The organism is Bradyrhizobium sp. Pa8 (genome assembly GCF_052588265.1).
In genome coordinates, this window is record NZ_CP176767.1 from 7,928,393 (window position 1) to 7,953,984 (window position 25,592).

At 66.0% G+C, this 25,592-nt stretch carries 21 protein-coding genes; 8 read left to right on the top strand and 13 right to left on the bottom strand.

The genetic code is table 11. From position 1 onward, the window contains the following. The first annotated feature begins 22 nt into the window (after nt 1-22). The 3 genes from putA (at nt 23) to ACKWRH_RS37550 (ending at nt 5,141) form a co-directional block, all read left to right on the top strand. A complete protein-coding gene (putA, locus tag ACKWRH_RS37540; RefSeq protein WP_445217645.1) occupies nt 23-3,034 on the top strand; it encodes a bifunctional proline dehydrogenase/L-glutamate gamma-semialdehyde dehydrogenase PutA in 3,012 nt (1,003 codons plus the stop codon). Nucleotides 3,035-3,150: 116 nt separating this feature from the next. Beyond that, on the top strand, nt 3,151-4,356 hold the full coding sequence (locus ACKWRH_RS37545) for a CaiB/BaiF CoA transferase family protein (protein WP_445217646.1): 1,206 nt from the start codon (nt 3,151-3,153) through the stop codon (nt 4,354-4,356). Nucleotides 4,357-4,493: 137 nt separating this feature from the next. Next, nucleotides 4,494-5,141 (top strand): glutathione S-transferase family protein, encoded by a 648-nt coding sequence (locus tag ACKWRH_RS37550; RefSeq protein WP_445217647.1) that lies wholly within the window; start codon nt 4,494-4,496, stop codon nt 5,139-5,141. Between the two features lie 11 nt (nt 5,142-5,152). Here ACKWRH_RS37550 and ACKWRH_RS37555 read toward each other — a convergent pair whose 3' ends face one another. The 6 genes from ACKWRH_RS37555 to ACKWRH_RS37580 all read right to left on the bottom strand — a co-directional run bounded on the left by ACKWRH_RS37555 (nt 5,153) and on the right by ACKWRH_RS37580 (nt 10,583). Continuing rightward, a complete protein-coding gene (locus ACKWRH_RS37555) occupies nt 5,153-5,320 on the bottom strand; it encodes a hypothetical protein (protein WP_445217648.1) in 168 nt (55 codons plus the stop codon). A gap of 81 nt (nt 5,321-5,401) precedes the next feature. Next, nucleotides 5,402-6,952, bottom strand: coding sequence for a hypothetical protein (locus ACKWRH_RS37560; RefSeq protein ID WP_445217649.1), 1,551 nt, complete (start codon nt 6,950-6,952; stop codon nt 5,402-5,404). A gap of 93 nt (nt 6,953-7,045) precedes the next feature. Beyond that, complete coding sequence (locus ACKWRH_RS37565) at nt 7,046-8,071, bottom strand: hypothetical protein (protein ID WP_445217650.1); 1,026 nt, start codon at nt 8,069-8,071, stop codon at nt 7,046-7,048. Between the two features lie 347 nt (nt 8,072-8,418). Beyond that, a complete protein-coding gene (locus tag ACKWRH_RS37570) occupies nt 8,419-8,916 on the bottom strand; it encodes a TPM domain-containing protein (RefSeq protein WP_445217651.1) in 498 nt (165 codons plus the stop codon). 5 nt (nt 8,917-8,921) lie between these two features. Continuing rightward, nucleotides 8,922-9,842 carry a TPM domain-containing protein gene (locus tag ACKWRH_RS37575; protein WP_445217652.1) on the bottom strand — a complete coding sequence of 307 codons (921 nt, stop codon included), beginning with the start codon at nt 9,840-9,842 and terminating at the stop codon, nt 8,922-8,924. Between the two features lie 132 nt (nt 9,843-9,974). Continuing rightward, the gene (locus tag ACKWRH_RS37580; protein WP_445217653.1) at nt 9,975-10,583 is read right to left on the bottom strand and encodes a LemA family protein; all 609 of its coding nucleotides are present in this window, start codon (nt 10,581-10,583) and stop codon (nt 9,975-9,977) included. Nucleotides 10,584-10,754: 171 nt separating this feature from the next. Here ACKWRH_RS37580 and ACKWRH_RS37585 point away from each other — a divergent pair, with 171 nt between their 5' ends. From ACKWRH_RS37585 to ACKWRH_RS37595, 3 genes are read left to right on the top strand one after another with little or no spacing between them, the layout of a single operon-like run. After that, nucleotides 10,755-11,609: an enoyl-CoA hydratase gene (locus tag ACKWRH_RS37585; protein WP_445217654.1), complete on the top strand. Its 855-nt coding sequence runs from the start codon at nt 10,755-10,757 to the stop codon at nt 11,607-11,609. A 4-nt stretch (nt 11,610-11,613) separates the two neighbouring features. Continuing rightward, entirely contained in the window at nt 11,614-12,762 is a 1,149-nt protein-coding gene (locus tag ACKWRH_RS37590) for an acyl-CoA dehydrogenase family protein (protein ID WP_445217655.1), read from the top strand. Between the two features lie 11 nt (nt 12,763-12,773). Then, a complete protein-coding gene (locus ACKWRH_RS37595; RefSeq protein WP_445217656.1) occupies nt 12,774-13,970 on the top strand; it encodes an acyl-CoA dehydrogenase family protein in 1,197 nt (398 codons plus the stop codon). Nucleotides 13,971-14,178: 208 nt separating this feature from the next. On the opposite strand, the gene ACKWRH_RS37600 is transcribed toward ACKWRH_RS37595, so the two are convergent. From ACKWRH_RS37600 to ACKWRH_RS37610, 3 genes are all read right to left on the bottom strand, one after another. Further along, a complete protein-coding gene (locus ACKWRH_RS37600) occupies nt 14,179-16,503 on the bottom strand; it encodes a xanthine dehydrogenase family protein molybdopterin-binding subunit (RefSeq protein WP_445217657.1) in 2,325 nt (774 codons plus the stop codon). A 229-nt stretch (nt 16,504-16,732) separates the two neighbouring features. After that, the gene (locus ACKWRH_RS37605; protein ID WP_445217658.1) at nt 16,733-17,611 is read right to left on the bottom strand and encodes a dihydrodipicolinate synthase family protein; all 879 of its coding nucleotides are present in this window, start codon (nt 17,609-17,611) and stop codon (nt 16,733-16,735) included. Nucleotides 17,612-17,675: 64 nt separating this feature from the next. Next, a complete protein-coding gene (locus ACKWRH_RS37610; RefSeq protein ID WP_445217659.1) occupies nt 17,676-18,641 on the bottom strand; it encodes a VOC family protein in 966 nt (321 codons plus the stop codon). Nucleotides 18,642-18,839: 198 nt separating this feature from the next. On the opposite strand from ACKWRH_RS37610, the gene ACKWRH_RS37615 reads away from it, so the two are divergent. Beyond that, complete coding sequence (locus ACKWRH_RS37615; protein WP_445217660.1) at nt 18,840-19,706, top strand: S1C family serine protease; 867 nt, start codon at nt 18,840-18,842, stop codon at nt 19,704-19,706. Further along, a complete protein-coding gene (locus tag ACKWRH_RS37620; RefSeq protein WP_445217661.1) occupies nt 19,703-20,074 on the top strand; it encodes a response regulator transcription factor in 372 nt (123 codons plus the stop codon). The genes ACKWRH_RS37615 and ACKWRH_RS37620 overlap by 4 nt, the downstream gene beginning before the upstream one ends. Before the next feature lie 12 nt (nt 20,075-20,086). Here ACKWRH_RS37620 and ACKWRH_RS37625 read toward each other — a convergent pair whose 3' ends face one another. The 4 genes from ACKWRH_RS37625 to ACKWRH_RS37640 all read right to left on the bottom strand — a co-directional run bounded on the left by ACKWRH_RS37625 (nt 20,087) and on the right by ACKWRH_RS37640 (nt 25,200). Then, entirely contained in the window at nt 20,087-21,163 is a 1,077-nt protein-coding gene (locus ACKWRH_RS37625) for a sensor histidine kinase (RefSeq protein WP_445217662.1), read from the bottom strand. Further along, nucleotides 21,150-21,842, bottom strand: a complete 693-nt coding sequence (locus tag ACKWRH_RS37630) for a response regulator transcription factor (RefSeq protein WP_014492257.1) — start codon at nt 21,840-21,842, stop codon at nt 21,150-21,152. Before ACKWRH_RS37630 ends, ACKWRH_RS37625 begins: the two co-directional genes overlap by 14 nt. A gap of 100 nt (nt 21,843-21,942) precedes the next feature. Beyond that, entirely contained in the window at nt 21,943-22,521 is a 579-nt protein-coding gene (locus ACKWRH_RS37635; RefSeq protein ID WP_445217663.1) for a hypothetical protein, read from the bottom strand. A 342-nt stretch (nt 22,522-22,863) separates the two neighbouring features. Next, entirely contained in the window at nt 22,864-25,200 is a 2,337-nt protein-coding gene (locus ACKWRH_RS37640; RefSeq protein WP_445217664.1) for a Tex family protein, read from the bottom strand. Nucleotides 25,201-25,592 lie beyond the last annotated feature (392 nt).

Sequence of the window (25,592 nt, forward strand, 5' to 3'; positions counted from 1 at the left end):
AATTTGACCCACAGGACACGCCATGCCGAACATCCCGCCGCCTTTCACCGCCCCCTACGCGCCCGACGATGCCGAGATTGCCGCGCGGCTCTTGCCCGCTTCGCATCTCAGCCCGCCGCAGGAGGCGCGGATCGACCGCACCGCGACGCGGCTGATCGAGGCGATCCGCAAGCGCGACGACCGGCTTGCAGGTGGTCTTGGCGGGGTCGAGGACATGCTGCGGGAGTTCGCTCTTTCGACCAAGGAGGGGCTCGCCCTGATGGTGCTGGCCGAGGCGCTACTCCGCGTGCCCGACGCGCGCACCGCCGACCAGTTCATCGAGGACAAGCTCGGCGAGGGCGACTTCATCCACCACGAGACCAAGTCCACCGCCTTCCTGGTCAACGCCTCGGCCTGGGCGCTCGGCCTCTCGGCGCGGGTTATCCAGCCCGGCGAGACGCCCGACGGCACCATCGGCCGGCTGGTGAAGCGGCTGGGCGCGCCGGCGGTGCGCACCGCCACGCGCCAGGCGATGCGGCTGATGGGCAATCATTTCGTGCTGGGGGAGACCATCGAGCAGGCGCTGGAGCGGGGCCGTCCACGATCCGGTGAGAGGCCGCGCTACTCCTTCGACATGCTCGGCGAAGGCGCGCGCACCGCGGCGGATGCCAGGCGCTATTTCGACGCCTATGCCAGTGCGATCGAGACCATCGGCAAGGCGGCCGGCAGCCATCCCCTGCCCGACCGGCCCGGCATCTCGGTCAAACTGTCAGCGCTGCATCCGCGCTTCGAGGCGATCAGCCGCGCGCGCGTGATGGCCGAACTGGTGCCGCAACTGCTGGACCTGGCGCAGCGCGCCAAGGCCCATGATCTGAACTTCACCGTCGACGCCGAGGAAGCGGACCGGCTGGAGCTGTCGCTCGACGTAATTGCGGCAACGCTCGCCGATCCCTCGCTCAGCGGCTGGGACGGCTTTGGCCTGGCGATCCAGGCCTATCAGAAGCGCGCCAGCGCCGTGATCGACTATGTCGACGCGCTGGCGCGCGCGCATGACCGCAAGCTGATGGTGCGACTGGTCAAGGGCGCCTATTGGGACACCGAGATCAAGCGCGCGCAGGAGCGCGGGCTGGACGGCTATCCCGTGTTCACGCGCAAGGCGATGACGGATCTGAACTACGTCGCCTGCGCGCAGAGGCTGTTGGCCCTTCGGCCGCGCATCTTCCCGCAATTCGCCACCCACAACGCGCTGACGGTCGCGACCGTGCTGGAGCTTGCGCAAGATGGCGGCGGCTTCGAATTCCAGCGCCTGCACGGCATGGGCGAAGCACTTTACGAACAGCTCGCCAAGGATCACCCCGACATCGCCTATCGTACCTATGCGCCGGTCGGCAGCCATCGCGACCTGCTCGCCTATTTGGTGCGGCGGCTGCTGGAGAACGGCGCCAACTCGTCGTTCGTGGCGCAGGCGGCCGACTATCGCGTGCCGGTTATCGCGCTGTTGCAGCGTCCGGCGGATGCCATCGTCCGGCCGCAAGCGGCGGCCCATCCCAGAATTCCGTTGCCGGGCGATCTGTTCGCGCCGGAGCGGCGCAATTCGCGCGGCGTCGAATTCGGCGCGCGCGCCGCGCTCGACCGGTTGCTGGCAGACGTGAAGGCCGAGGCAGCCGGCCCCAAGCCGATCGCGGATGCAACGACGGGTCAGGCTAATGCGGCGGTGACTGCTGCGCGCGCCGGTTTTGCCGCCTGGAGCCGAACGCCGGCGGCCACGCGCGCGGCCACACTGGAGCAGGCCGCGCATCTTCTGGAGAGCCGGAGCGCCCATTTCATCGCGCTGCTGCAAGCCGAGGGCGGCAAGACGCTGGACGATGCGCTGTCGGAGCTGCGCGAAGCCGCCGACTTCTGCCGCTATTATGCCGCACAGGGCCGAAAGCTGTTCGGCGTTGATGCCGCCATGCCGGGCCCGACCGGCGAGAGCAACGCGCTCGCGATGCGCGGGCGCGGCGCCTTCGTCGCGATCTCGCCCTGGAATTTCCCGCTGGCGATCTTCCTGGGCCAGGTCACGGCGGCGTTGATGGCCGGCAACAGCGTCGTCGCAAAACCCGCCGAGCAGACGCCGCGCATCGCCCGCGAGGCCGTAGCCCTGCTGCACGAGGCCGGCATTCCCAGGAGCGCGCTGCATCTCGTCACCGGCGACGGCCGCATCGGCGCCGTGCTGACCGCGCATGCCGACATCGCCGGCGTCGTCTTCACCGGCTCGACCGAGGTCGCCCGCCTGATCAACCGGACGCTCGCCGCCAAGGACGGGCCGATCGTGCCGCTGATCGCGGAGACCGGCGGCATCAACACCATGATCGCGGATGCGACCGCGCTGCCCGAGCAGGTCGCCGACGACGTCGTCACCTCGGCCTTCCGCTCCGCCGGCCAGCGCTGCTCGGCGCTGCGGCTGCTGTTCGTGCAGGAGGATGTCGCCGACCGCATCATCGAGATGATCGCGGGAGCCGCGCGAGAATTGAAGATCGGCGACGCGAGCGATGTCGCGACCCATGTCGGGCCGGTGATCGACGCCGAGGCCAAGCAGCGCCTCGATGCGCATATCACGAGGATGAAGAGCGAGGCGCGGCTGCACTTTGCCGGCACTGTGCCCGACGGCTGCTTCGTCGCCCCGCACATTTTCGAGCTCAAGGACGCCGGCCAGCTCACCGAGGAGGTGTTCGGCCCGATCCTGCACGTCGTGCGCTATCGCGCGGAAAACCTCGACCGCGTCCTGCAAGCGATCGAGCGCAGCGGCTATGGACTCACGCTCGGCGTTCACTCCCGGATCGACGACACCATCGAGGCGATCATCGATCGCGTGCAGGTCGGCAACATCTATGTCAACCGCAACATGATCGGCGCCGTGGTCGGCGTGCAGCCATTCGGCGGCAACGGGCTGTCCGGAACCGGCCCGAAAGCGGGCGGCCCGCATTATCTCGCGCGCTTTGCGACCGAGCAAACCGTGACGATCAACACCGCGGCAGCCGGCGGTAATGCCGCGCTGCTTGCGGGGGAGGAGTGAAGCCCTGCGCCTGGCGCCGTTGCATCCCGCCGAAACATCGGTCTAATGCTGCCATGACTCGGCCCGAGCCAATTCCAGCGCGCGGGAAACAACAAGAGCGAGGGAGCTACGCCGCGATGGAAAAGGGCATTTTTGCAGGGCTCAAGGTTCTGGACTGCGCGAGCTTCATCGCAGCGCCCGCGGCCGCGACCGTGCTGTCGGATTTCGGCGCCGACGTCATCAAGATCGAACCGCCCGGCGCCGGCGACCCTTACCGCAATCTGCCCAACATTCCGGGCTATCCGACCAGCGAGCACAATTTCGCCTGGCTGCTGGAAGCCCGCAACAAGAAGAGCATCGCGCTCGACCTCTCCAAACCGGAGGCGCAGGCCGTGCTCTACAAGCTGGTCGAAGAGGCCGACGTCTTCATCACCAACATGCCGCCGCCGGTGCGCGCCAAGCTCGGCATCACCTATGACCACCTCGCCCATCTCAACGACCGGCTGATCTACGCCTCCTTCACCGGCTATGGCGAGAAGGGCGAAGAGGCCAACAAGCTCGGCTTCGACAGCAACGCCTATTGGGCGCGCTCCGGCCTGATGGACCTCGTCCGCGCCGACCCCCACACGACGCCGGCTCGCTCGGTCGCCGGCATGGGCGACCATCCCTGCGCCATGGCGTTCTATGGCGCCATCGTCACCGCGCTGTATCAGCGCGAGAGGACCGGCAAGGGCTCGCATGTCGCCTCCAACCTGATGGCCAACGGCGTGTGGGCGGCGAGCGTGCTGGCGCAGGCAAAGCTCTGCGGCGCCGAGTTCGCTGAGAGACGCCCGCGCGAGCGCGCACTGAATGCTGTCGCCAATCACTACCAGTGCAAGGACGGCCGCTGGCTGATCCTGTCGCTGCTGAGCGAGGAGAAGCAGTTCCCGACGCTGGCCAAATGTCTGGGCCGCGAAGACCTGATCACCGATCCGCGCTTCGCCACCAAAGCTGACCGCCATGCCCGCTCGGTCGAGCTGATCAAGATCTTCGACGAGACGTTTGCGACCAGGGACCTCGCCGAGTGGCGCAAGATCCTCGACGGCAACGGCCTCGTGTTCGGCATCGTCGGTATTCTCGACGACATCCCCAACGACAAGCAGATGCTCGATAACGAGGTGCTGGTGCCGTTCGAGAACGACACCATGCTCACCATCTCCAGCCCGATCTGGATCGACGGCGCCAAGAAGGTGCAGCCGCGCAAGCCGCCCGCCGTCGGCGAGCACAGTGACGAGATTTTGCGCGGGGCGGGATACGACGAGAAGGCGATCAAGCAGCTGCGAGGCTCCGGAGCGGTAGGCTAGCTAGGCGGCGCGCCGCCGCAACCACGTCATTGCGAGCGGAGCGAATGCATTGCTGGATTGCTTCGCTGCGCTCGCAATGACGGCGCGGGATGATCTCGCTATAAACTCACGACAACATCGCGTCTCGTGAGGCCCTCATGCCCAACTACCGCCTGCACTACTTCCCGGAATCCGGCAACAGCTACAAGCTGGCGTTGATGTTGACGCTTTGCGGCGAGAGGTTCGAGCCGGTGTGGACCGATTTCGGCGGCGGCGTCACGCGCACGGCGGAATGGCGCAAGGCCGTGAACGCGATGAGCGAGATTCCCGTGCTCGAGGTCGACGGCGTGAAGATGACCCAGACCGCGCCCTTGCTGCTGAAGCTTGCCGAGCAGTACGGCCGTTTCGGCGCCGAGACCGAGGACGAGAAGTTCGAGCTGCTGCGCTGGCTGTTCTGGGACAACCACAAACTCACCGGCTACATGGCGACCTATCGCTTCATGCGGGCGTTCACTGAGAAAAACGACCCGCAGGTGCTGAAGCACTTTCGCCGGCGGCTTGAGGACTTTCTCGGCATTCTCGACGGACATCTCCAGCACAATGCCTTCGCGATCGGTGCAAAGCTGACGGTCGCCGACATCTCGATGATGGCCTATCTGCACTATCCGAGCGACGAGCACGGTTTTGATTTCGCGGCGAGCCACCCTGCTATTCACGCCTGGCTCGGCCGCATGGCCGCGCTGCCCGGCTGGAAATCGGCCTATGAGCTGCTACCGGGACAGCGGATGACGAATTACGCGAAGTGAGGGCGCTCACACTAACCCTTCAGCGCCAGCCAACCAAGCGTGAACAGAATCCCGCCGACGATCACGACCACCGCGACCGCCCAGGTGCTGACGCGGATGCTGCCGGTGACCTGCTTGGCTTCCTCATTGCGCGCGATCTCGCGATTGCGCTCCTTGTCGGCGTCGCTGGTATCCGTCATGGGTCATCCAAATCGGTTGCCGGTTTTATCTGGCGCGTGATCTTTTCAAAAAAACCGCTACACACTTTTTCGGATCACGCGCTAACGCGTCTTGATGAAGCACATGCCGATGCGGCTCGATGCCGCGGCAGCCTGACAGGTGAGACCTTTAGCACAGCTCCATGACGTAAAACTCCTGTCCGACGTTCCCGATCCCGCATTTTGCAGGGAACAATGGGCGCCCCAGCCGTCCTGATATTCGGTGCCGGCAAGCTCCTGGCTGCCGCGGGTCTGCGGCCGGCTGGCAAATCCGCGTGAAAAATCAGGGCGTTTGCCCGCGGCGAATGCGGTCAGGATGTCGCGGCGGCGAACCTGGTCGCCGAAGAAGTGCGGCGAGGCCGGCACGATGGTGGAATTCGACGGCTTGTCCGCAAGCCAGTCGACGCCCGGGAAGTGGAAGCCGCCGATGCCGCGGGTCTGGTGGCAGCCGGCGCAGGTGACGTCGTTGAGGCGGCGCTGGAAGCCTGCGATGGAGCGGATGTTCTGCATGTCGATGCCACGCGCCGCCGCCTGCTTCAGCGCGCCGACCACGTCGTTGTCGGTGAAGACCGGCTCGCCCTTGTTGTTGTCCCTGTCCTCCCCTTGCACCATGCCGAACTCCGGCTGCAACGGCGAAGCGTCAAGGCCCGCGGCCGTCGGCACCACCGCCGCCTTGGCCAGGAATTTCTCGGGGATCAGTACCGTGCCGCGATCGAACTCGCGGAGATTTTCCGGCGCAAGCAGCCAGGCCTTGAGGTCACGTCGAAGCGCGTCGTCCGTAACGATCCGGTCGCGGTCGATCTGGTTCTCCAGCGTCGATTCCTCGAACGTCTTCGTCGCGGCGTTATACTTGAACACCTTGAGCAGATAGTCGGAGCGGAAATCGTGCAGTGCCGATTTCGGCGCGATCGAGATCTGGATATTGGTCTCGATGCGATCGAGCATGGCGTCGGAAAGGGAGATGCCGCCGCCGATCAGCCCCTGCCAGTCGCCATTGTCGAGCCAGCGCCGCGCGACCTCGGCGCAGGTGACAGGCTTGCCGTTCGCATCGGTCTGGCGCGCATCGCGTGCCTTCATCACCAGATTGAACGTCATCGGCAGGCGCGTTGCGGTCTTGCCACCGTCGGACGTGGTCTCGAAACGCGCGAGACGGTAGATCAGCCGGATTTCGCCGCAGGACTCCTCCGAGACGTAGGCCCGGTCCATGCGGTTGACGATGCCGGCCAGCACGAAGCGGGTGTCGGGGGATTTCAGATTGGCCCGATCGAACAGCTGCACGTCAAAGCCTTCGCCGACGCCGATGGTCTCGGTCGGATATGCCGCTTTCTGCTGCACGATGTAGCGGTCGAACTCCGCGTCGATCGCCGGCGGAATCTCCTTGAGCTGAGACAGCGACGAGAACAGCAAATCGGTTGTCAGCGGAAAGTTCGCGCTCCGCTCCGGCCACAACAGGTGCGAGATCGTGAGCGAATCGTTCTGGTCGAGTTTGCGGAGCAGATCGGGATCGGTGATCGCGGTGCCGCGCGTCAGCTGCGCGTTCTCCGCGGCGAAAAGCGATACGGTGCCGCCAAGCAAGACGGCGGCAGCAACGAGAATTCGCAACGCGCGGCTCATGCCTAAGGTAACACCGCGTAAGCCGGCCTATTCAAGTCAAAAGGCGCTTCACATGGTGGTGAAGCGCCTCTTCGTAAGTCGAATGTCCAGCGCTCAGCGCGCGACGATCAGGCCCTTGCTGGTGACGACGACCCAGCGGCCGTCCTGACGGCGGATCGCATCGACGCGGCCAATTCCGGGGATGGGGTCGCCGGCATAGACCTCGTAGAGGCCGCCGCGGCCCTCGATCAGCGCGCCGCCATTGGCGACGTCGCGCAGCACCCAGCCGTCGATCGTCGGCAACCGGCCGACCTCGGTCTTGGGCGCGGCAGGGGCCGGAACCGGTGCGGCGGCGGCGGTCGCAACCTGGGTCGGCGCGATCGAGCCGGTGGTTTCCTTCGCGGCGGCTGCCGCGGCCTGCGCGGGGGCCGCGGGCGGCGTGGCGCGGAGCTTGTCGACGGTCTCGGACAGCTTTGCGATCTTGGCCATCGGCTCGGCCTGGGACTTCTCGAGCTTGTCGAGGCGGTCGTTGGTCCGGTTGAACTGACCAAGGCCGGTCTTGGAGGTGTGCTCGACATTCGCCTTCAGTGCGACGACATCGGCATCGATCCTGGCAACCGAGGATTCGAGCGCGCTGGTGTCGGCGACCTGCGCCGGCACGGGGGCCGGGGCTGCGAAGTGCATCATGCCGGCGGTCGCGAGCGCGCCACTGATGGCGCCGACGCTGGCTGCAATCGCCACCACCGCGGCCATCGCCGACAGGCGGCGCTTGTCGCCGGTCTCGCGCGGCTCGTCCGCCTTCACATGCGGGGCAAAGTCCTCGCGCTCCCAGGAGCGCTCCGACGGTGCCATGACGATGAGCTTGCCGGGCTTCGGCTCGGGCTTGGTCTCTGCTTTGGCTTCGAACTTCGGCGCCTCGATCCTCGATGCCTCAATTCTCGATCCCTCGATTCTTGGCGGCTCGACCTTGGGGGCTTCCACCTTGACGGGATCCGGCTTGGGCGGCGACTCGTGGTCCGGGGCGATCGAGGGGGCCTCGATGCCGGCAGCCTCGACGGCAGGCGCGGTCGCTGCGGGTTCGACGACGCTCGTCTGTTCGCCGATCTCTTTGCCGATCTCTCGGGCAGCCTGCTCAGCCATTGGTTCGCTCACAGTTCGAATACTCCACTCTGGATTGACCTTTTGGTAACTTTCATTGCTTGCGAAATCCTTACTTCGGGACCCGCTTACCGAAATTTTAGGAAGTCATCCGGGGCCGAATTTGGCCGGGAACGTGGAACCGGTGTGGCGGGCGTCAAACAAATTGTAAGCGCGGGAAGATGAACGGCCGCGCAACGGCCGGGCCGTCGCCCTTCGAGGGCCGCTGAAGAAGCGGCCACCTCGGGGTGACGGTCAGAGAGTTGAGCGCGCTGCATCCACCTCGTCATTGCGAGCGCAGCGAAGCAATCCAGAGCCTTTCCGCAGGGGCGGTCTGGATTGCTTCGTGGTCACATCACCACCGGCGCATCCGGCAGCTCGTTCGCATGCGGGCCTTGCGGCGGGAAATGTCGCGACAGCTCGCGCGACACCGTCGCGATGCCGCCGATCACGCCGCGCTCGAACTGGCCGGAGGCGAACTCGGCCTCCATCGCGCGGCAGATGCTCTCCCAGCCCTCGTCACCGACCTTCGCGTGAATGCCGCGGTCGGCCACGATCTCGACGTCGCGGTCGGCGAGCAGGAGATAGATCAGGACGCCGTTGTTGTGCGCGGTATCCCAGATGCGCAAGTGAGAGAACACATCGAGCGCACGCGCGCGGGCCGGCTGGTTGCGGAACAGCGGTCGCCCGTCGAGCGCGCCCTCGACGACGAAGCGGACCTGGCCGGAATGCGTGCTCTCACCCTGCTTGATCGCCTGCTCGATGCGGGCGAGCACGGCTGGTGGAAAGATCTGCTTCGCGCGCCAATGATGCTGCACGAGATGTCTGGCAATGCGCTTGATGCTCATGACCGCTACCAGCTCCCCGAGGCGCCGCCGCCGCCAAAACTGCCACCACCGCCGCTGAAGCCGCCGCTGTCGCTGGACGATGATCCGCTGCTCCAGCCACCTCCCGAGGAGCCGCTCGACCACGAGCCGCCGCGCGACGCCCCCGAGCTTGGCGCCATCGCCGCAAACAGATCGGCGATGAAGCCGATGACGAAGCCCAGCGCTCCGAGAGCGAGCGCGATTGCGAAGGACCCGAGAATGAGCCAGCTCAGCGCTGCGATGATGCCGCCGGTCGCCAATGAGCCAAGCAGCCGGCCCAGCATGGCCCGGAAGAAGCCGCCCACCCCGATCGCGGCGAACAGCGTCACAATGAACAGCGGCGCAATATCGTCCAGATTGCCGAAATTCACAGTCGGCGAAGGTACCGGCAGCGGCTCGCCGTCGATCACGCGGATCATGCGATCGACGCCATCGGAGATACCGCCGGCGAAATCGCCCGTCCTGAATTTCGGTGTGATGATCTCGTCGATGATCCGCCGCGAGGTGACGTCGGTGAGCGCGCCCTCGAGGCCGTAGCCGACCTCGATGCGCAAGTGTCGGTCGTTTTTGGCGACGACGAGGATCGCGCCATCGTCCACCTTCTTGCGGCCGATCTTCCAGGCGTCCGCGACGCGGATCGAGAACTGCTCGATCGTCTCCGGCTGGGTCGTCGGCACGATCAGGACGGCGACCTGGCTGCCCTTGCGAGTCTCGAAATCACGCAGCTTTTGCGACAGCGCGGCGACGTCGGCACTCGACAGCGTGCCGGTCTGGTCAACCACGCGGCCGGTGAGTTGCGGCACGGCGACATCGGCAAGGGCGGGGAAGGCAAAGGTAAGTGCAAGCGCGAGCAAGAGGGCAACGCACAGTGAAACAGCAGAACAAGCGCGCCACAACCTCGCTGTCATCGCCCGGCTTGACCGGGCGATCCAGTATTCCAGAGACGCCGGCGGATTACGCAGAAGCTGCGGCGTACTGGATTCCCCGCTTTCGCGGGGAATGACAGCGGAGGATGTGGTGCGCATCGGGGCTGAGCGCGCTTACTTCGACGGCGCAGGCGCCGGATTGAAATCGACCTTCGGCGCGGTCGAGATTTCCTTCTCGTTGTCGACCGAGAAGTTCGGCTTCTCCTTGTAGCCGAACATCATCGCGGTGAGATTGCTCGGGAAGGAGCGAATGGTGACGTTATAGTCCTGCACCGCCTTGATGTAGCGGTTGCGCGCGACCGTGATGCGGTTCTCGGTGCCTTCGAGCTGCGACATCAAATCCTTGAACAGCGCGTCGGACTTGAGCTGCGGATAATTTTCCGTAACCACAAGAAGCCGCGACAGCGCGCTGGAGAGCTCGCCCTGGGCGGCCTGGAACTTCTGGAAGGCGGCGGGGTCGTTCAGCACCTCGGGCGTTGCCTGGATGCTGCCGACCTTTGCGCGCGCATTGGTGACGCCGAGCAGCACGTCCTTTTCCTGCTGCGCAAAGCCCTTCACCGAGTTGACCAGATTGGGCACGAGATCGGCTCGGCGCTGATACTGGTTCACGACCTCGGACCAGTTGCCCTTGATCTGCTCGTCCTCGCTCTGGATCGCGTTGTAGCCGCAATTGGTCAGGCTCAGCGAGGCCAGAGCCGCCAGCACGGTCAGGATCTTGCGCATCAAATTCCTCCCGGTGAAATCTGGCGTAAACTATCAGATTGAACGCGCGCGGTGCCAGACATCTTGTGCCGGCGGCGCGAAAAGCAGCCGACTGACGCAAGCCCCTTGCCTATCCCTGGCCGACATAGTCAACTTGAGCAAAACAAGAACGGAAACGCCAAGGGGAACGCGATGAGCTCGTTCGAGACCATCCTCGTGGAGCGGCCGGAGCCGGCGATTGTCCGGATCGTGATGAACCGGCCCGAGGCGCGCAACGCGCAGAACCTGCAGATGACCTACGACCTCAACGCCGCCTTCGACGAAGCGGCGCAGGACGACGCGGTCAAGGTGATCATCCTCGCCGGCAACGGGCCGCACTTCTCCTCGGGGCACGATCTGCGCCCCGGCGGCAAGAACGCCGCAGGCGTCGATTTTCCGCCGGTAGGAAATTGGGGTGGCTTCGCTGAGCCCAACGCCCACGGCCGCTTCGCGCGCGAACAGGAGATCTATCTCCAGATCACGCGGCGCTGGCGCAACCTGGCCAAGCCGACCATCGCCGAGGTGCACGGCAAGTGCATCGCCGGCGGGTTGATGCTGGCCTGGGCCTGCGACCTCATCGTCGCCAGCGACGATGCGCAGTTCTGCGATCCCGTGGTGACCATGGGCGTCTGCGGGGTCGAATGGTTCGTGCATCCCTGGGAGCTTGGCCCGCGCAAGGCCAAGGAGTTCCTGTTCACCGCCGACGCATGGAGTGCGCAGGAGGCGCATCAGCTCGGCATGGTCAACCGGGTAGTGCCGCGCGCGGAGCTCTCAGCGTCGGTGCTGGAGCTGGCGCGCCGGATCGCATCAAAGCCGTCCTTTGCGCTGAAGCTGACCAAGGAGGCGGTGAATCGCTCGGTCGACGTGATGGGGCAGCCCGCCGCGATCGACCAGGCCTTTGCGCTGCATCAGCTCTGTCACGCCCATAACCTTCAGGAGTTCGGCATGGTGGTCGATCCATCCGGACTGCATCCCTCCGTGCGCAAGCCGCCGGCGGCCGCGGAGTAACGACATGGACCTCAATCTGAGTGACGAGCAACGGCTGCTGCGCGAAAGCGCGGAGCGTTTCGTGGCCGAAAGCTACGACGCCGATCATCGCCGCAAGATGGCGAAGGATCCGCTCGGCTACAGCCCCGCGGTGTGGAGGCAGTTTGCTGAGCTCGGCTGGCTGGCGCTGCCGATCCCAGAAGAGTGCGACGGTCTCGGCGGCGGCGCGGTCGAGATCGGCATTCTGATGGAGGCCTTTGGCCGCGGGCTGGTGTCGGAACCATATATCGCGACGGTCGTGCTCGGTGCGGCGCTCATCGACAAATGCGGGAGCACCGCGCAGAAGCGGGCGAGGCTGCCCAAGATCGCCGAAGGATCGCTGAAACTCGCCTTTGCGCATTCCGAGCGCGCGGCGCGGTTCGATCTCGCAAAAGTCGCGACCTTCGCCCACAAGACGGCGCAAGGCTGGCGCATTGCGGGCAGCAAGATCGCCGTGCTCGACGGCCACGCCGCCGACGAGATCATCGTCTCCGCACATATCCACGACCATCAGGGACCATCGGGGCGGATCGGCCTGTTCCTGGTCCCGGCGAAGACGCCGAGCGTTGTCATCACCGACTATGAGCGTCTCGGCGGCGGCCGGGCGTGCAACATCGAGCTGTCCGACGTGCCCCTGCCGGAAGACGCCCTGCTCGGTGACGGCAGCGACGCGCTGCCCGCGATTGAATGGGCCGTCGATCGCGCCATGGCCGCGCTTGGCGCGGAAGCCGTAGGCATCATGCAGACACTGCTCGACACCACGCTGGAATACACCAAGATCAGAAAGCAGTTCGGCCGGCCGCTCTCAGCCAACCAGGTGATCCGCCACCGCCTCGCCGACATGGCAATGCAGGTCGACGAGGCGCGCTCGATGGCGCTGCGCGCCGCGCTGAAGGCGGATAGCCCGCCGGTCGAGCGCGCGCGGGCCGCTTCGGGTGCGAAAGCGAAGATCGGCAAATGCGCGCGCTTCGTCGGCGAGCAGTCGATCCAGCTCCATGGCGGCATGGGCGTCACCGAGGAGCTCGAAGTCGGCGCCTATTTCAAGCGGCTGGTCGCCTTCGACACGCTATTCGGCGGCAGCGCGCATCATTACAGCCGGCACGCCCAGCTCGGCCGCACCACCGTGCCAGCCTGAAAGAGCACACCATGGATCTATCCTTCAATGCCGAAGAGCGTGCCTTCCAGGACGAGGTGCGCGGCTTCGTTGCAAAAAACCTCACCGAAGAGATGAAGCGCGCAACCGCGCTGACGCCGTCGGTGTTCTCCGACCCTGATATCGGCATGGCCTGGCAGCGCGCGCTGAACCGGCAGGGCTGGGGCGCACCGGGCTGGCCGGTCGAATATGGCGGTCCGGTCTGGACGCCGGCGCAGCGCTGGATTTTCGAAACCGAAAGCGCACGGGCCGGCGTGCCGAACGTCAACGTGATGGGCGTGAAGATGGTCGGTCCCGTCATCATCGGCTTCGGCTCGCCCGAGCAGAAGAACTTTTATCTGCCGCGCATCCTCTCCGGCGAAGACTATTGGTGCCAAGGCTATTCCGAGCCGGGCTCCGGCTCGGACCTGTCCTCACTGAAGACACGCGCGGTGCGCGACGGCGACGACTACATCATCAACGGCACCAAGATCTGGACCACGCATGCGCATCACGCCAATCGCATGTTCGCGCTGGTGCGCACCAGCGACGGACCGCGGCAGCAAGACGGCATCAGCTTCATCCTGATCGACATGACAACACCGGGCATCACGACGCGACCGATCCTGACCATCGGCGGCGACCACGAGGTCAACCAGGTGTTCTTCGACGACGTGCGCGTGCCCGTGGCCAATCGCGTCGGCGACGAAGGCAAGGGCTGGACCTACGGCAAATATCTGCTCGAGTTCGAGCGCGGCTCCGGCATTGCCTCGGCGAAGCTGCGCGAGGGGCTGAAGGCGATCGCGGAGCTGGCCGAGTCGGATTTGACGGGACGCGCGATCGACAGCCCTGACATCGCCGCGCGCATCTCCGAGGTCGAAATCGACATCGACGCGCTGGAGATGACCGAGCTGCGCGTGCTCTCGGCGCTGCAAACCGGGCAGAATCCCGGCGCGGTGTCGTCGATCCTGAAGCTGCGCAACAGCGAGATTCGGCAGGTCGTGACGCGGCTGGGGGTCGACGTGATCGGCCACGACGCGCTCGCAGTCGAGCCGATGCGCCCGCTCTACAAGCTCAACCACGAACCGGCGCTACCAGAGGACATGCTGACGGTGGTGCCGGAATATCTCAACGGTCGGGCCTATACGATCTTCGGCGGCACGTCGGAGATCCAGCGCGACATCATTGCGAAGATGATGCTGGGGATTTAGGCGCGTAGTCCGGATGGAGCCACCTACTCGGTGTCGTTTCCGCGAAAGCGGAGACACATAACCACAGGCGGATTTGGTTACGGGGACTCGGAGTTGGCGGCTTCGCGTCAAACCACGCCCTGTGGTTATGGGTCCCGGGCTCGCGCTGTGCGCGCCCCGGGACGACAGTTGGGTATGAGGCGACAACTCGCGCAATAACGCCTTCCGCTTAGCCCGCCACCTTCGCGTCCCGGATCGCCTTCCAGATCTTCTGCGGCGTCAGGGGCGTGTTGAGTTGCGTGATGCCGAGCTCGGCGAGCGCGTCCATCACACCGTTGGTGACGCAGGGCGGGCCGCCGATGGCGCCGGATTCGCCGCAGCCCTTGGCGCCGAGCGGATTGGTGCGGCAGGGCGCGGAATCGTCCAGCGTCACCACAATCGGCGGCACGTCGTCGGCGCGCGGGATGCAATAGTCCTGGTAGCTGGCGGTAAGGAGCTGGCCGTCGGCATCGTAGGAGACGCCTTCATACAGTGCCTGGCCGATGCCCTGCGCGACACCGCCATGGATCTGGCCGGTGACCAGCATCGGGTTCACGGCGACGCCGACGTCGTCGACGGTGGTGTAGCGCACGACCTTGGACACGCCAGTCTCCGGGTCGATCTCGACCTCGCAGATATGGGTGCCGTTCGGCCAGCTCGGGCCATCGACCTCGCCTTCGGAATCGACGCTGAGCTTGGCGCCGCCCTCCTTCTCCGCGAGATCGAACAGGCTAATGCGGCGGTCGGTGCCGACCACGGTGAGCATGCCGCCTTGATATTCGATGTCCTCGACCGAGGTCTCGAGCACGTTCGCGGCCTTCTCACGCGCCTTCTGGATCAAATCGTTGGACGAGACCGCGACCGCCGTGCCGCCGACGAACAGCGAGCGCGAGCCGACGCTGCCAAAGCCCATCGCAAGATCAGTGTCGCCCTGGACTACGTCGATCTTGTCCATGGCAATGCCGAGCGTGTCGGAGATCATCTGGGTGTAGGTGGTCTGCAGCCCCTGCCCCATCGCCATGGTGCCGGAGTGCAGGACGACGCGGCCCTGCGACGTCGCGTGCAGGCTGACCTTCTCAGTGTGCGCGCGGCCGCCGGTCCACTCGATGTAGGACGTGAGCCCGCGGCCGTAGAGCAGGCCCTTCTTCTTCGCCGCCTTCTTGCGCGCGGCAAAGCCGTCCCAGTCGGCCAACTTCACGGCGCGATCGAGCATGTGCGCAAAGGCGCCGGAATCGTAAACCTGGCCAGCAGCGTTGGTGTAGGGCAGCTGCGCCGGCTTGATGTAATTCGCTTTACGGATCGCACGCGGATCCATGCCGATCTTTCGCGCAGCGGCGTCGAACAGACGCTCGACGATGAACACCGCTTCGGGCCGGCCCGCGCCGCGATAGGCGCCGACCGGTGCGGTGTTGGTCATCACCGACTGCACTTCGAAATGCACCAGCGGCAGATCGTAGACGCCGGTCTGCACGAACGGCCCGAGCACCAGCGGGATGATGTTCGCCGCGCCCGAGGAATAAGCGCCGGTGCAGCCGATCGACTTGACGCGATAGGCCAGTACCTTGCCCTTCTCGTCCAGCGCGAAGGAGGCGGTCGAGGTGAGATCGCGGCCGTGGGTGCCGCCGACGAATTCGTCCGTGCGGTCGCCGCGCCAGCGGATCTTCCTGTTCAGCTTGGTCGCGGCATAGGCGACGATGCCGTCTTCCGGATAGAGGTTGGTCTTCTGGCCAAAGCCGCCACCGATGTCGCCGACCAGCACGCGCACGCTGTCCTTGGGACGCTTGAGCACGGCTTCCGCCAGCACGTCGCGGGTCGAGGCCGGCGTCTGCGATTGCACATGCAGGAGGAGACGGCCGGTCTTCTTGTCGATCTCGGCAATGGTCGAGCGCGGCTCCATCGCGGAGGGCACCAGGCGCTGGCTGACGATGTCGAGCTCGACCGTATGCGCGGCCTTGGCGAACGCCTCGTCCGCCTTGGCGGCATCGCCGTAGCTCATCGCACCGACGATGTTGTCGGGCGCCTCGGGCCACACCACGGGCGCGCCGGGTTTTACGGCCTCGACGGGATCGACAACCGCGGGCTGCACGTCATATTCGACCACAATCGCTTCGGCCGCGCTCTGTGCTTCCGCGCGGGAGGAAGCAACCACTGCCGCGACCGCTTCGCCGGCATAGCGCACGACCTCATGGGCGAGCAGGCGGCGCGGCGGCACCGTCATCGGCTTGCCGTCGGGGCGCTTGAAGATGCTCAAGGTCGGAATGGTGCCGATATCGTCCTTGACGAGGTCGGCGCCGGTGTAGATCGCGGTGACGCCCGGCATCGATGCCGCGGCGCTGGTGTCGATCGAGACGATCTTCGCGTGGGCATGCGGCGAGCGCAGCACATGCAACCACAGCGCGCCCTCCTCCGGCTTGTCGTCGATGAACTGACCCTTCCCGGTGAGCAGCCGCTGGTCTTCCAAACGCTTGACGGGCTGGCCCGCTCCGAAACGCAAATTGCCGGGAAGAATATTCATTCCGTGGGGTCCTCAGGGTCTTTTCGAAACTGCGGGCAGCCTTTTAGCGGATCGATCAAGGGCATGCCAGCCGCGGTTTTGGGCGGGATATCCACGATTTCGGCATGCCGTCCCGCAAATCCACGATTCCGTAGGGTGGGCAAAGGCGCGCTTGCGCCGTGCCCACCATCTCTCAATGGATGCGACCAGGATGGTGGGCACGCTACGCTTTGCCCACCCTACGGCACTGCTACGGAGAAAGCTCCCTCAACGCCGCTTCCACGACCTTGCGGGCGTCGGCCGACAGTGCGGCCTGCGGCGGGACGGGATCGCCGACGTCGTAGCCCTGGATCGCCAGCCCCGCCTTGATGCAGGCGGCGAGGTTGAAGCGGGCGAAGGCCTCGTTGATCCGCCACAGCCTGCGCTGAAGCGCCATGGCCTCGTCCCAGCGACCGGCCTTGCAGAGGTCGTAGAGTGCGACGCTGTGGCGCGGGATGATGCAGGCAGGTCCCGCCATCCAGCCGAGCCCGCCGATCAGCATCACCGCCGCCGGGATATGGGCTGAGGCCGAGAACACCCGCAAGGCATCGCCGCAGCGGTTCATGATCGAGAGCAGCCGGCCGGTATTGGTCGAGGCGTCCTTGATGTAGCCGATGCGCGGATGTTCAGCGAGGCGCGCGATCATGTCGAGGGTAAGGTCGGAGCGCTGGAATTGCGGATTGGTGTAGATGACGACGGGGATGTCGACAGCATCGGCAATGGCGCGGAAGTAGGATTCGACCTGGGCATCGGCGAGCGGAAAGTACGCTTCCAGGATCGCCAGAATGCCGTCGGCGCCAAGCCTCTCGTAGGCTTTCGCCTGCGCCACCGCATCCGCCGTCGAGGTGGAGGCGACGCCCGCGATGACCGGCACGCGACCCTTCGCGGCCTCGATGGTGGTCTGCACAATCGCGGTGCGTTGCGCGGCATTGAGATAGGCGAACTCGCCGGTCGAACCCAGCGGCGTCAGCCCGTGCACGCCCGCGCCAATCAAATCGTCGCAGAGCTTGCCGAGGACTTCGGTGCGCACGGCGCCTTCGGCATCGACGGGCGAAACGAGATAGGGAAAGACGCCGTGAAAATCGGGCATGTCAGGCTGAACCCCGGAAAACTGGCTAGCGCCTGACCGGTATTAGCAATGCCCGCGCCGGCAATCAAACCCTGACCAGGCGCACCCGCGTGCCCCAGGGATCGACGGCCTCCACACCGTTGGCGAGCGCCGTGACCTGCGCACCGCCCTTGCGTAGGCGCTCCTCCTGCGCGGCGAGAATGTCCTGCTTCGCCATCACCAGCGAGAACCAGGCGAGCCCCGTCGTCTGATCGTCGCGTTGGCCGGCCCCCTGGCTCTGCCAGACGTTCATGCCGAGGTGATGGTGATAGCGGCCCGACGACAGGAACGCGGCGCCGCCACGGCGGCGGGTCGGATCGAGGCCGACCGTGCCGTGATAGAACCGTTCGGCCTCGGCGAGATCGCCGACACGCAGATGCATGTGGCCGACGCGGAGACCGTCCGGCGCCTTGGCGTAGTCTGCGACGCGCGTGTTGGTCAGCGATAGGAGGTCAGGGATGTTGAGCTCGTCGCTCGCCATCTTCACGCTGCCCTCGCTCCACTGCCATTGCGAGGGATCGCGGTCGGCATAGATCTCGATGCCGTTGCCTTCGGGGTCGTCGAGATAGACGGATTCGCTGACGAGATGATCGGCGAAGCCCGACAGCGGCACGCGATGCGAGGCGGCATGCACCAGCCAGCGCGCGAGATCTTTGCGCGACGGCATCAGGAAGGCGGTGTGGTAGAGGCCCGCGGCATTGCGCGGCTCGATCGCGGCCTCGGGACGGGCTTCCAGCACGAGCAGCGTGACGCCGGCCGTGCCGAGCGTCGCGGCGGTCGCGGAGCGCTCCTTCACGGTGAGCCCGATCACGTCGCGATAGTAGTCCGCGACCTTGTCGAGGTTCTTGACCCGGAGCGTCACCATGCCCACCCGCATCGGCGTGCGGCTGGCATAGGTCGGCCCCCCGCCTTGCGGCAGGCCCTCGGCCCGAGCGGCGGCGGCGGCCGCCATCGCGAGCGAGGTCGCACCGGCGAGTTGAAGCAGGGTGCGGCGGGTGAGGTCGACGGTCATCGGTCGGGGCTCGCTGGAAACGCCTAAGGTCGTAGTGCAATTCCTGGATTGCTACACGTTCCCGTGAGGGCGTCCCAATCACATGTTCGTCGGCCGTGCCCGTGCGGAGGCCGGTCCGCCCCGTCAGTCCTGGCCACCCGGCCAGTTTCGCAATCGCTCGCGACATCCCAGATTGAGGACAACTTACAGGAGCCTTCCATGACCGACCCCACTCCTCTGTCGTCCCTTTCGTCCGCACTCGCGGATGTCGTGACGCGCACCGCGCCGTCCGTCGTCGCCGTGCATTCGCATCGCTCCCGCGCCACCGGCTTCGTCTGGAAACCCGGCTTGATCGTCACCGCCGACGAAGCGCTGGCCGACGAGGGCGATATCCAGATCAGCCTCCCCGACGGCAGCACCGCGGCCGCCACGATCGCCGGCCGCGACCATACGACCGACATCGCGCTGTTGCGCACCGATGCCAGTCTTGCGCCGGTCAAGCTGGCCGCGACCGTTCCGCCCCTCGGCACGCTGGCGGTCGTCGTCGCCACCGATCGCGATGCGCCGAGCGCGGCGCTCGGCATGGTGTCACTGTCCGGCAAGAGCTGGCGCTCCTTGCGCGGCGGCGACATCGATGCGCGGATCGAGCTCGACGTGCGCCTGCGCTTCGCGCAGCAAGGCGGGCTCGCGCTCGATGCATCAGGCGACGCCTTCGGCATGGCCGTGCTCGGGCCGCGGCGGGTCCTGGTGATCCCGACGGCGACAATCGAGCGGGTCGCGGCACAGCTCGAGACGCGCGGCCGCATCGCCCGCGGATATCTCGGCCTCGGGCTCCAGCCGGTGCGGCTCGACGATGGCATCGGCGCGATGGTGATGAATGTCGACAAGGCCGGCCCTTCGGCTGCGGCCGGCATCCGCCAGGGCGACGTCATCGTGGCGGTCAACGACCAGAAGCTCTCCGGCGTGCGCGCGCTGTCGCGGACGCTGGGACCTGCAAGCGTCGGCACGGTGGTCGATGTCGCGGTGCACCGCGGCGGCGAGCCGGTCAGCTTCAAGGTCACTATCGGCGAGAGGCCGGAGGCGTGAGCGAGGACAACGCGCCCGAGATCGTGCTCGCCCTGGAGATCGACGATCCCGCCCTCGCCGATCGCCTGGCGATCCTGCTCGGCAACATCCCCGGGCTTCGGCTGGCCACGCCCGGCGAGGCCGCCACGGCGACGGTCATGGCCCGCGATCCGCGCATCATGCCGGAAGACATCGCGCTGACGCAGCGCGAGCTCGATGTCCTGGCGCTGATGGCGGAAGGCGCGTCCAACAAGCTGATCGCGCGACAGCTCGGCATTTCCGTGCACACGGTCAAATTCCACGTCGGCTCGCTGCTCGACAAGCTGGATGCCACCGGTCGCACCGACGCGGTCGCGCATGCGGCACGCCGCGGCGTGATCGAGCTATGACGCCGTCAGCTCCTATCGCGCTGATGTCGCCGGGAAGCTGAGCCGGACCGTGAGACCCGGCGCATTATCGTGCAGCGCAATCTCGGCGCCATGGAGGCCGGCAACGGCCAGGACCAGGCTCAGCCCCAGACCGTTGCCCGGCGTGTAACGGCTCTGTTCGAGCCGGTAGAAGCGCTTGAACACGTGATCGCACTCCCCGGTGGGAATGCCCGGACCATCGTCGGCGATCGCGATCACCGCTCCGCCGCCGGCGCTGCGACAGGTCACGGTGACCTGCCCGCCCGCGCGGCCGTGCTTGATCGCGTTGTCGACGAGATTGGCGATGGCGTCGAACAGCAGGTCGCGGTCCCCCGTAATCGCCACCTCGCGATCGCCGTCAAGGCTGAGGCGGGTCGCCACCTGCTCGGCCGCGGCGTCGTAGAGCTCAACGACCTCGCCGGCGATTTCAGCGAGGTCGAGCGTGCGAAACGCACTCCGGCGGGCGCGGGTCTCGATCTCGGAGATCCGCGTGATGGAAGCGAACATCCCGAGCACCGAATCGAGATCGGCGATGGTGTCACCGATCAGCACGGCATCGGCCTCACCGTTGCGCGGGGTGTGATAGGCTTTTTCCAGCCGGCCGCGCATGCGTGTCAACGGCGTGCGCAAATCGTGGGCGACGTTGTCGCTGACCTGCTTGACCTCGCCCATCAGCGTCTCGATGCGGTCGAGCATCTGATTGAGGTTTTCGGCGACGCGGTCCCACTCGTCGTGACTGCCGCGCAAGGGAATGCGCCGGTCGAGCCCCGACAGCATGATGGCGCGGCTGGTCGCATTGATCTCCTCGATCCGGCCGACCGTGCGCCGCGTCACCAGCACGGCGGCGAGACCGGCCAGCACGGCCAGCAGCACGGCGACGGCGACCATCGCGAGCTCGATCATCGCGGTGAAGCCGCTGTGATCGCCGGCGTCGCCGACCCGGCCCTGCACATAGGCGATCGTGCCGAAATAGACATAGGCCATGATCGCCGCGACGATCAGGCCGAATACCGCGATCGCGATCAGCGCCAGACGGAAGGTCGAGGAGCGGAGCGTCTTAGCCAGGAGCACGGAGGCAATATCCGATGCCGCGGATGGTATGGATCAGCGGATAGGCCTGGGCATCGTCGACCTTGCGGCGGACGCGCCCGACATAGACGTCGATGATGTTGGTGGAGGGATCGAAATGCAGGTCCCAGACATGCTGGAGCAGCATCGCCCGGGAGACGACGCGGCCCTCGTTGCGGACGAGATATTCGAGCAGCTGAAACTCGCGCGGCAGCAGCGGAATTTTCCGGCCGCGCCGGCTGGCGTTGCGCGCGATCAGGTCGATGGCGAGATCGCCGACCCGCAAAATCGTTTCCTTGGCGACGGTCTCGCTGCGGCGGCCGAGCGCCTCGAGGCGCGCCAGCAGCTCGACGAAGGAGAACGGCTTGACGAGATAGTCATCGCCGCCGGCGCGCAAACCGCGCACGCGATCGTCGACCTCGCCGAGCGCGGAGATGATCAGGAAGGGTGCGGCGATGCCATCGTCGCGCAACTGGCGCATCACGGCGATGCCGTCGATGTCGGGCAGCATGCGGTCGATGGTGATCACGGCATAGTCGCGGGCGACGCCGTGGCTCAGGGCTTCACGACCCGTCGCGGCAAGATCGACGTCGTAGCCCGAGGTGGTGAGTTCCTCGACGAGCTGGCCTGCGGTTTCCGGATCGTCCTCGACGACCAGGATGCGGCGGTGACCTCCGGTCATGCAAAACTCCGCGCGACGATCGCCACCAGACTATCCCGTTCCGGGGCTGAGCGGAACCGCCCGGTGGCGATCGCGACAATGGTGCGGTACCGCGATGCGACTACCAATAGTCTCCGCACACATTGACCAATTGCCACCCATAGGGCGTCAAGCTCCTTTGCCAGCAGCCATCGTCGTAATAGTTGCCATAGTTGGCATAGAAGAACGGCGCGCCGACGAAAGCGAACCGGTTGAAGCGGTGACGGTGGAAGAAGGCATGGCGACCAATGAACGGCCTGCCGTGCCAGCCCGGGCCAGCAAACCGCGGGCCGAAAGCGGCGCGGGTCGCCAATGGTGCACCGACAAAGCGCGGCCCCATGGCGGCACGGGCGGCCATTGGCGAACCGGCGAACCGTGGACCACCGAAGCCCGGGCCGCCAGCAAAGCGCGCGCCGCCCATCCCGCCGACACGCATGCCGCTAAAGCCGCCTGCGCGCATGCCGCCGCCGAAGCCACCCGCATGCATTCCGCCGCCGCCGAAATGCCCGCCACCGCCAAAGCCACCGTGGCCGCCACCGCCGAAGCCGCCACCGCCATGCCCTCCGCCACCGCCGCCGCCACGGGCAAGCACAGGTGAGGCGAGCGCCATCATTGCGGCGAGCGTCACCGCAGTGACGCCTTTGAGAAGCCTGTTGTCCATCGAAGCATCCTCCGTGCTGCGCGGCGATCTTTCTGCCGCGCGAGGAGGATCAGATGAGAGGAAGGGACAGGCACCTTCAACTTACAAACGCGCCAGATTCTGACGCAGGTGTTAGGGACGAACGCTCTTTCGCTCCCTCGCCCCGTTCTGACGGGGAGAGGGCGGGGTGAGGAGCTGCGTCCGCGAATGCGATCTAAAAAGTGATCGCAACGCTTGTCCCGAGCACCATCAAGTTACGAGTCGGAGGGACCTTTGATCCGGTCAACCGCATGCTTTGCCCCTCACCCGGATCGCTAGCGCGATCCGACCTCTCCCCGCAAAGAGCGGGGAGAGGTTCAAGTATCACGCCCGCTTGCCGCCGTTCTTCTCGGCCGCGCGGCGCATGGCTTCGGCAAGGGCACCGCCGCCGGAGGATTCCTGATTGCGCGGCGCCGACGACGTCATGCGCGCGGGGTTTCGCGAGCTGTTGTCCCGCTGCATGCCGGGCGCGTCCTTCTTGGCGCCGACCTCGTCGTCGAGGCGCAAGGTCAGCGAGATGCGCTTGCGGGCGACCTCGAAGTCCAGCACCTTCACCTTGACGATGTCGCCGGGCTTCACCACCTCGCGCGGATCCTTGATGTAGGTCTTGGACATCGCGGAGATGTGAACGAGGCCGTCCTGGTGCACGCCGATGTCGACGAAGGCGCCGAAGGCGGCGACGTTGGTCACGGTGCCCTCGAGGATCATGCCCTTCTGGAGATGCTTGATCTCCTCGACGCCCTCCTTGAATACCGCGGCCTTGAACGCCGGACGCGGATCGCGGCCGGGCTTTTCCAATTCGCGCAGAATATCGGTGACGGTCGGCAGACCAAAGGTCTCGTCGACGAAATCCTTGGGCTTCAGCGTACGCACGATCTCGCTGCTGCCGATCAGCGCCTTGATGTCACTCTTGGTGGCACTGAGAATCCGCCGCACCACCGGATAGGCTTCCGGATGCACGCCGGACGCATCGAGCGGGTCCTCGCCGCCGAGAATGCGCAGGAAGCCCGCGCATTGCTCGAACGCCTTCGGGCCGAGGCGCGGCACGTCCTTGAGCGCCTTGCGCGACTTGAACGGGCCGTTGGCGTCGCGGTGTGCCACGATGCTCGAGGCGAGGCCGGAGCCGACACCGGACACGCGGGCCAGCAGCGGTGCCGAGGCGGTGTTGACGTCGACGCCGACAGCGTTCACGCAGTCCTCGACCACGGCATCGAGCGACTTGGCGAGCTTGGCCTGGCCGAGGTCGTGCTGATACTGGCCGACGCCGATCGCCTTGGGCTCGATCTTGACGAGCTCGGCGAGGGGATCCTGAAGCCGCCGCGCGATCGAGACCGCGCCGCGCAGGGTGACGTCGAGACCCGGCAACTCTTCCGAGGCGAAGGCCGAGGCCGAATAGACCGACGCGCCGGCTTCCGATACCACGATCTTGGTCATCTTCAGCTCGGCCAGGCCCTTGACGAGATCGCCTGCGAGCTTGTCGGTTTCGCGCGAGGCGGTGCCGTTGCCGATCGCGATCAGCTCGACGCGATGCTTCAGCGCAAGCTTGCCGAGGATCGCGAGCGCCTCGTTCCACTGCCGCTGCGGCTCGTGCGGATAGATCACGGCGGTATCGACCACCTTGCCGGTCGCGTCGGTGACGGCGACCTTGACGCCGGTGCGGTAGCCGGGATCGAGGCCCATGGTGACACGGGTGCCGGCGGGTGCCGCGAGCAGCAGGTCGCGCAAATTGGAAGCGAATACGCGCACGGCCTCGGTCTCGGCGGCGTTCCACAGCCGCATGCGCAGGTCGATGTTGAGATGCACCTGGATCTTGGTACGCCAGGCCCAGCGCACGGTGTCGATCAGCCAGCGGTCGCCGGCGCGCTTGAGGTCGGCGATGCCGAACCGCTTCATAATCTTCAATTCATAAGCGCTCGGCACGCCCGGCGGCGGCGCTTCGACTTCGGCCTGGATCTGGAGATCGAGGATCTCTTCCTTCTCGCCGCGGAACATCGCGAGGATGCGGTGCGACGGGAGCTTCGTCAGCGGCTCGGAGAACTCGAAATAGTCGGCGAACTTCTCGCCCTCAGTCTTCTTGCCGTCGCGCACCTTGGAGGCCATGCGCGCATTGGTCCACATCTCCTCGCGCAAAGCACCGATCAGGTCGGCGTCCTCGTCGAAACGCTCGACCAGGATGGCGCGGGCGCCATCGAGCGCGGCAGCGGCATCGGCGACGCCCTTCTCGGCGTTGATGAAGGTTTCGGCCACGACCTTCGGGTCGTTGCCCGGCTCTGCCATCAGCTGATTGGCGAGCGGCTCGAGCCCGGCTTCCTTGGCGATCTCGGCCTTGGTGCGGCGCTTCGGCTTGAACGGCAGGTAGATGTCTTCCAGGCGCGCCTTGCTGTCGGCGGCGAGAATGGAGGCTTCCAGCGCGGCATCGAGCTTGCCCTGCTCGCGGACCGATTCGAGGATCGCCTTGCGGCGGTCTTCGAGCTCGCGCAAATAGCCCAGGCGCTCCTCCAGGGTGCGCAATTGCGCGTCGTCGAGCGCACCGGTCGCTTCCTTGCGGTAGCGGGCGATGAAGGGAACCGTGGCGCCGCCGTCGAGCAACGTCACCGTCGCCTCGACCTGCTCCGCCCGTACCCCAAGCTCCTGCGCAATTTTCTGGTTGATATTTGCCACGCGAGAATCCCTCTATCCAAGCACGCGACGCGGGGGCGAACCACCGGCAGCGGGACGCCGCTTATGGACCAACCGAGGTTGATTCATCAAGGTGCGGCGCGCAACCGTCGACAGAGGATTTTTTGTTGAACCGGATGCGATCTCGCCACATTCGTGGGGATGCACGGGGTCTTCTTGCTTCGCGGGAAACCAAAAATGGCCGATCCGTCATCCTGAGGTGCTCCGCATGGGACGCATCGCGTTCCATGCGGAGCCTCGAAGGATGAACGGCCGGGATGCAGCCGGGGCCGTCGCCCTTCGAGGCTCGCTTCGCTCGCACCTCAGGGTGACGGTGAGGGGACATCGCGTACACCTTGACATGCGCCTCCGTTCCACGGCTGGTTGACCCGCCG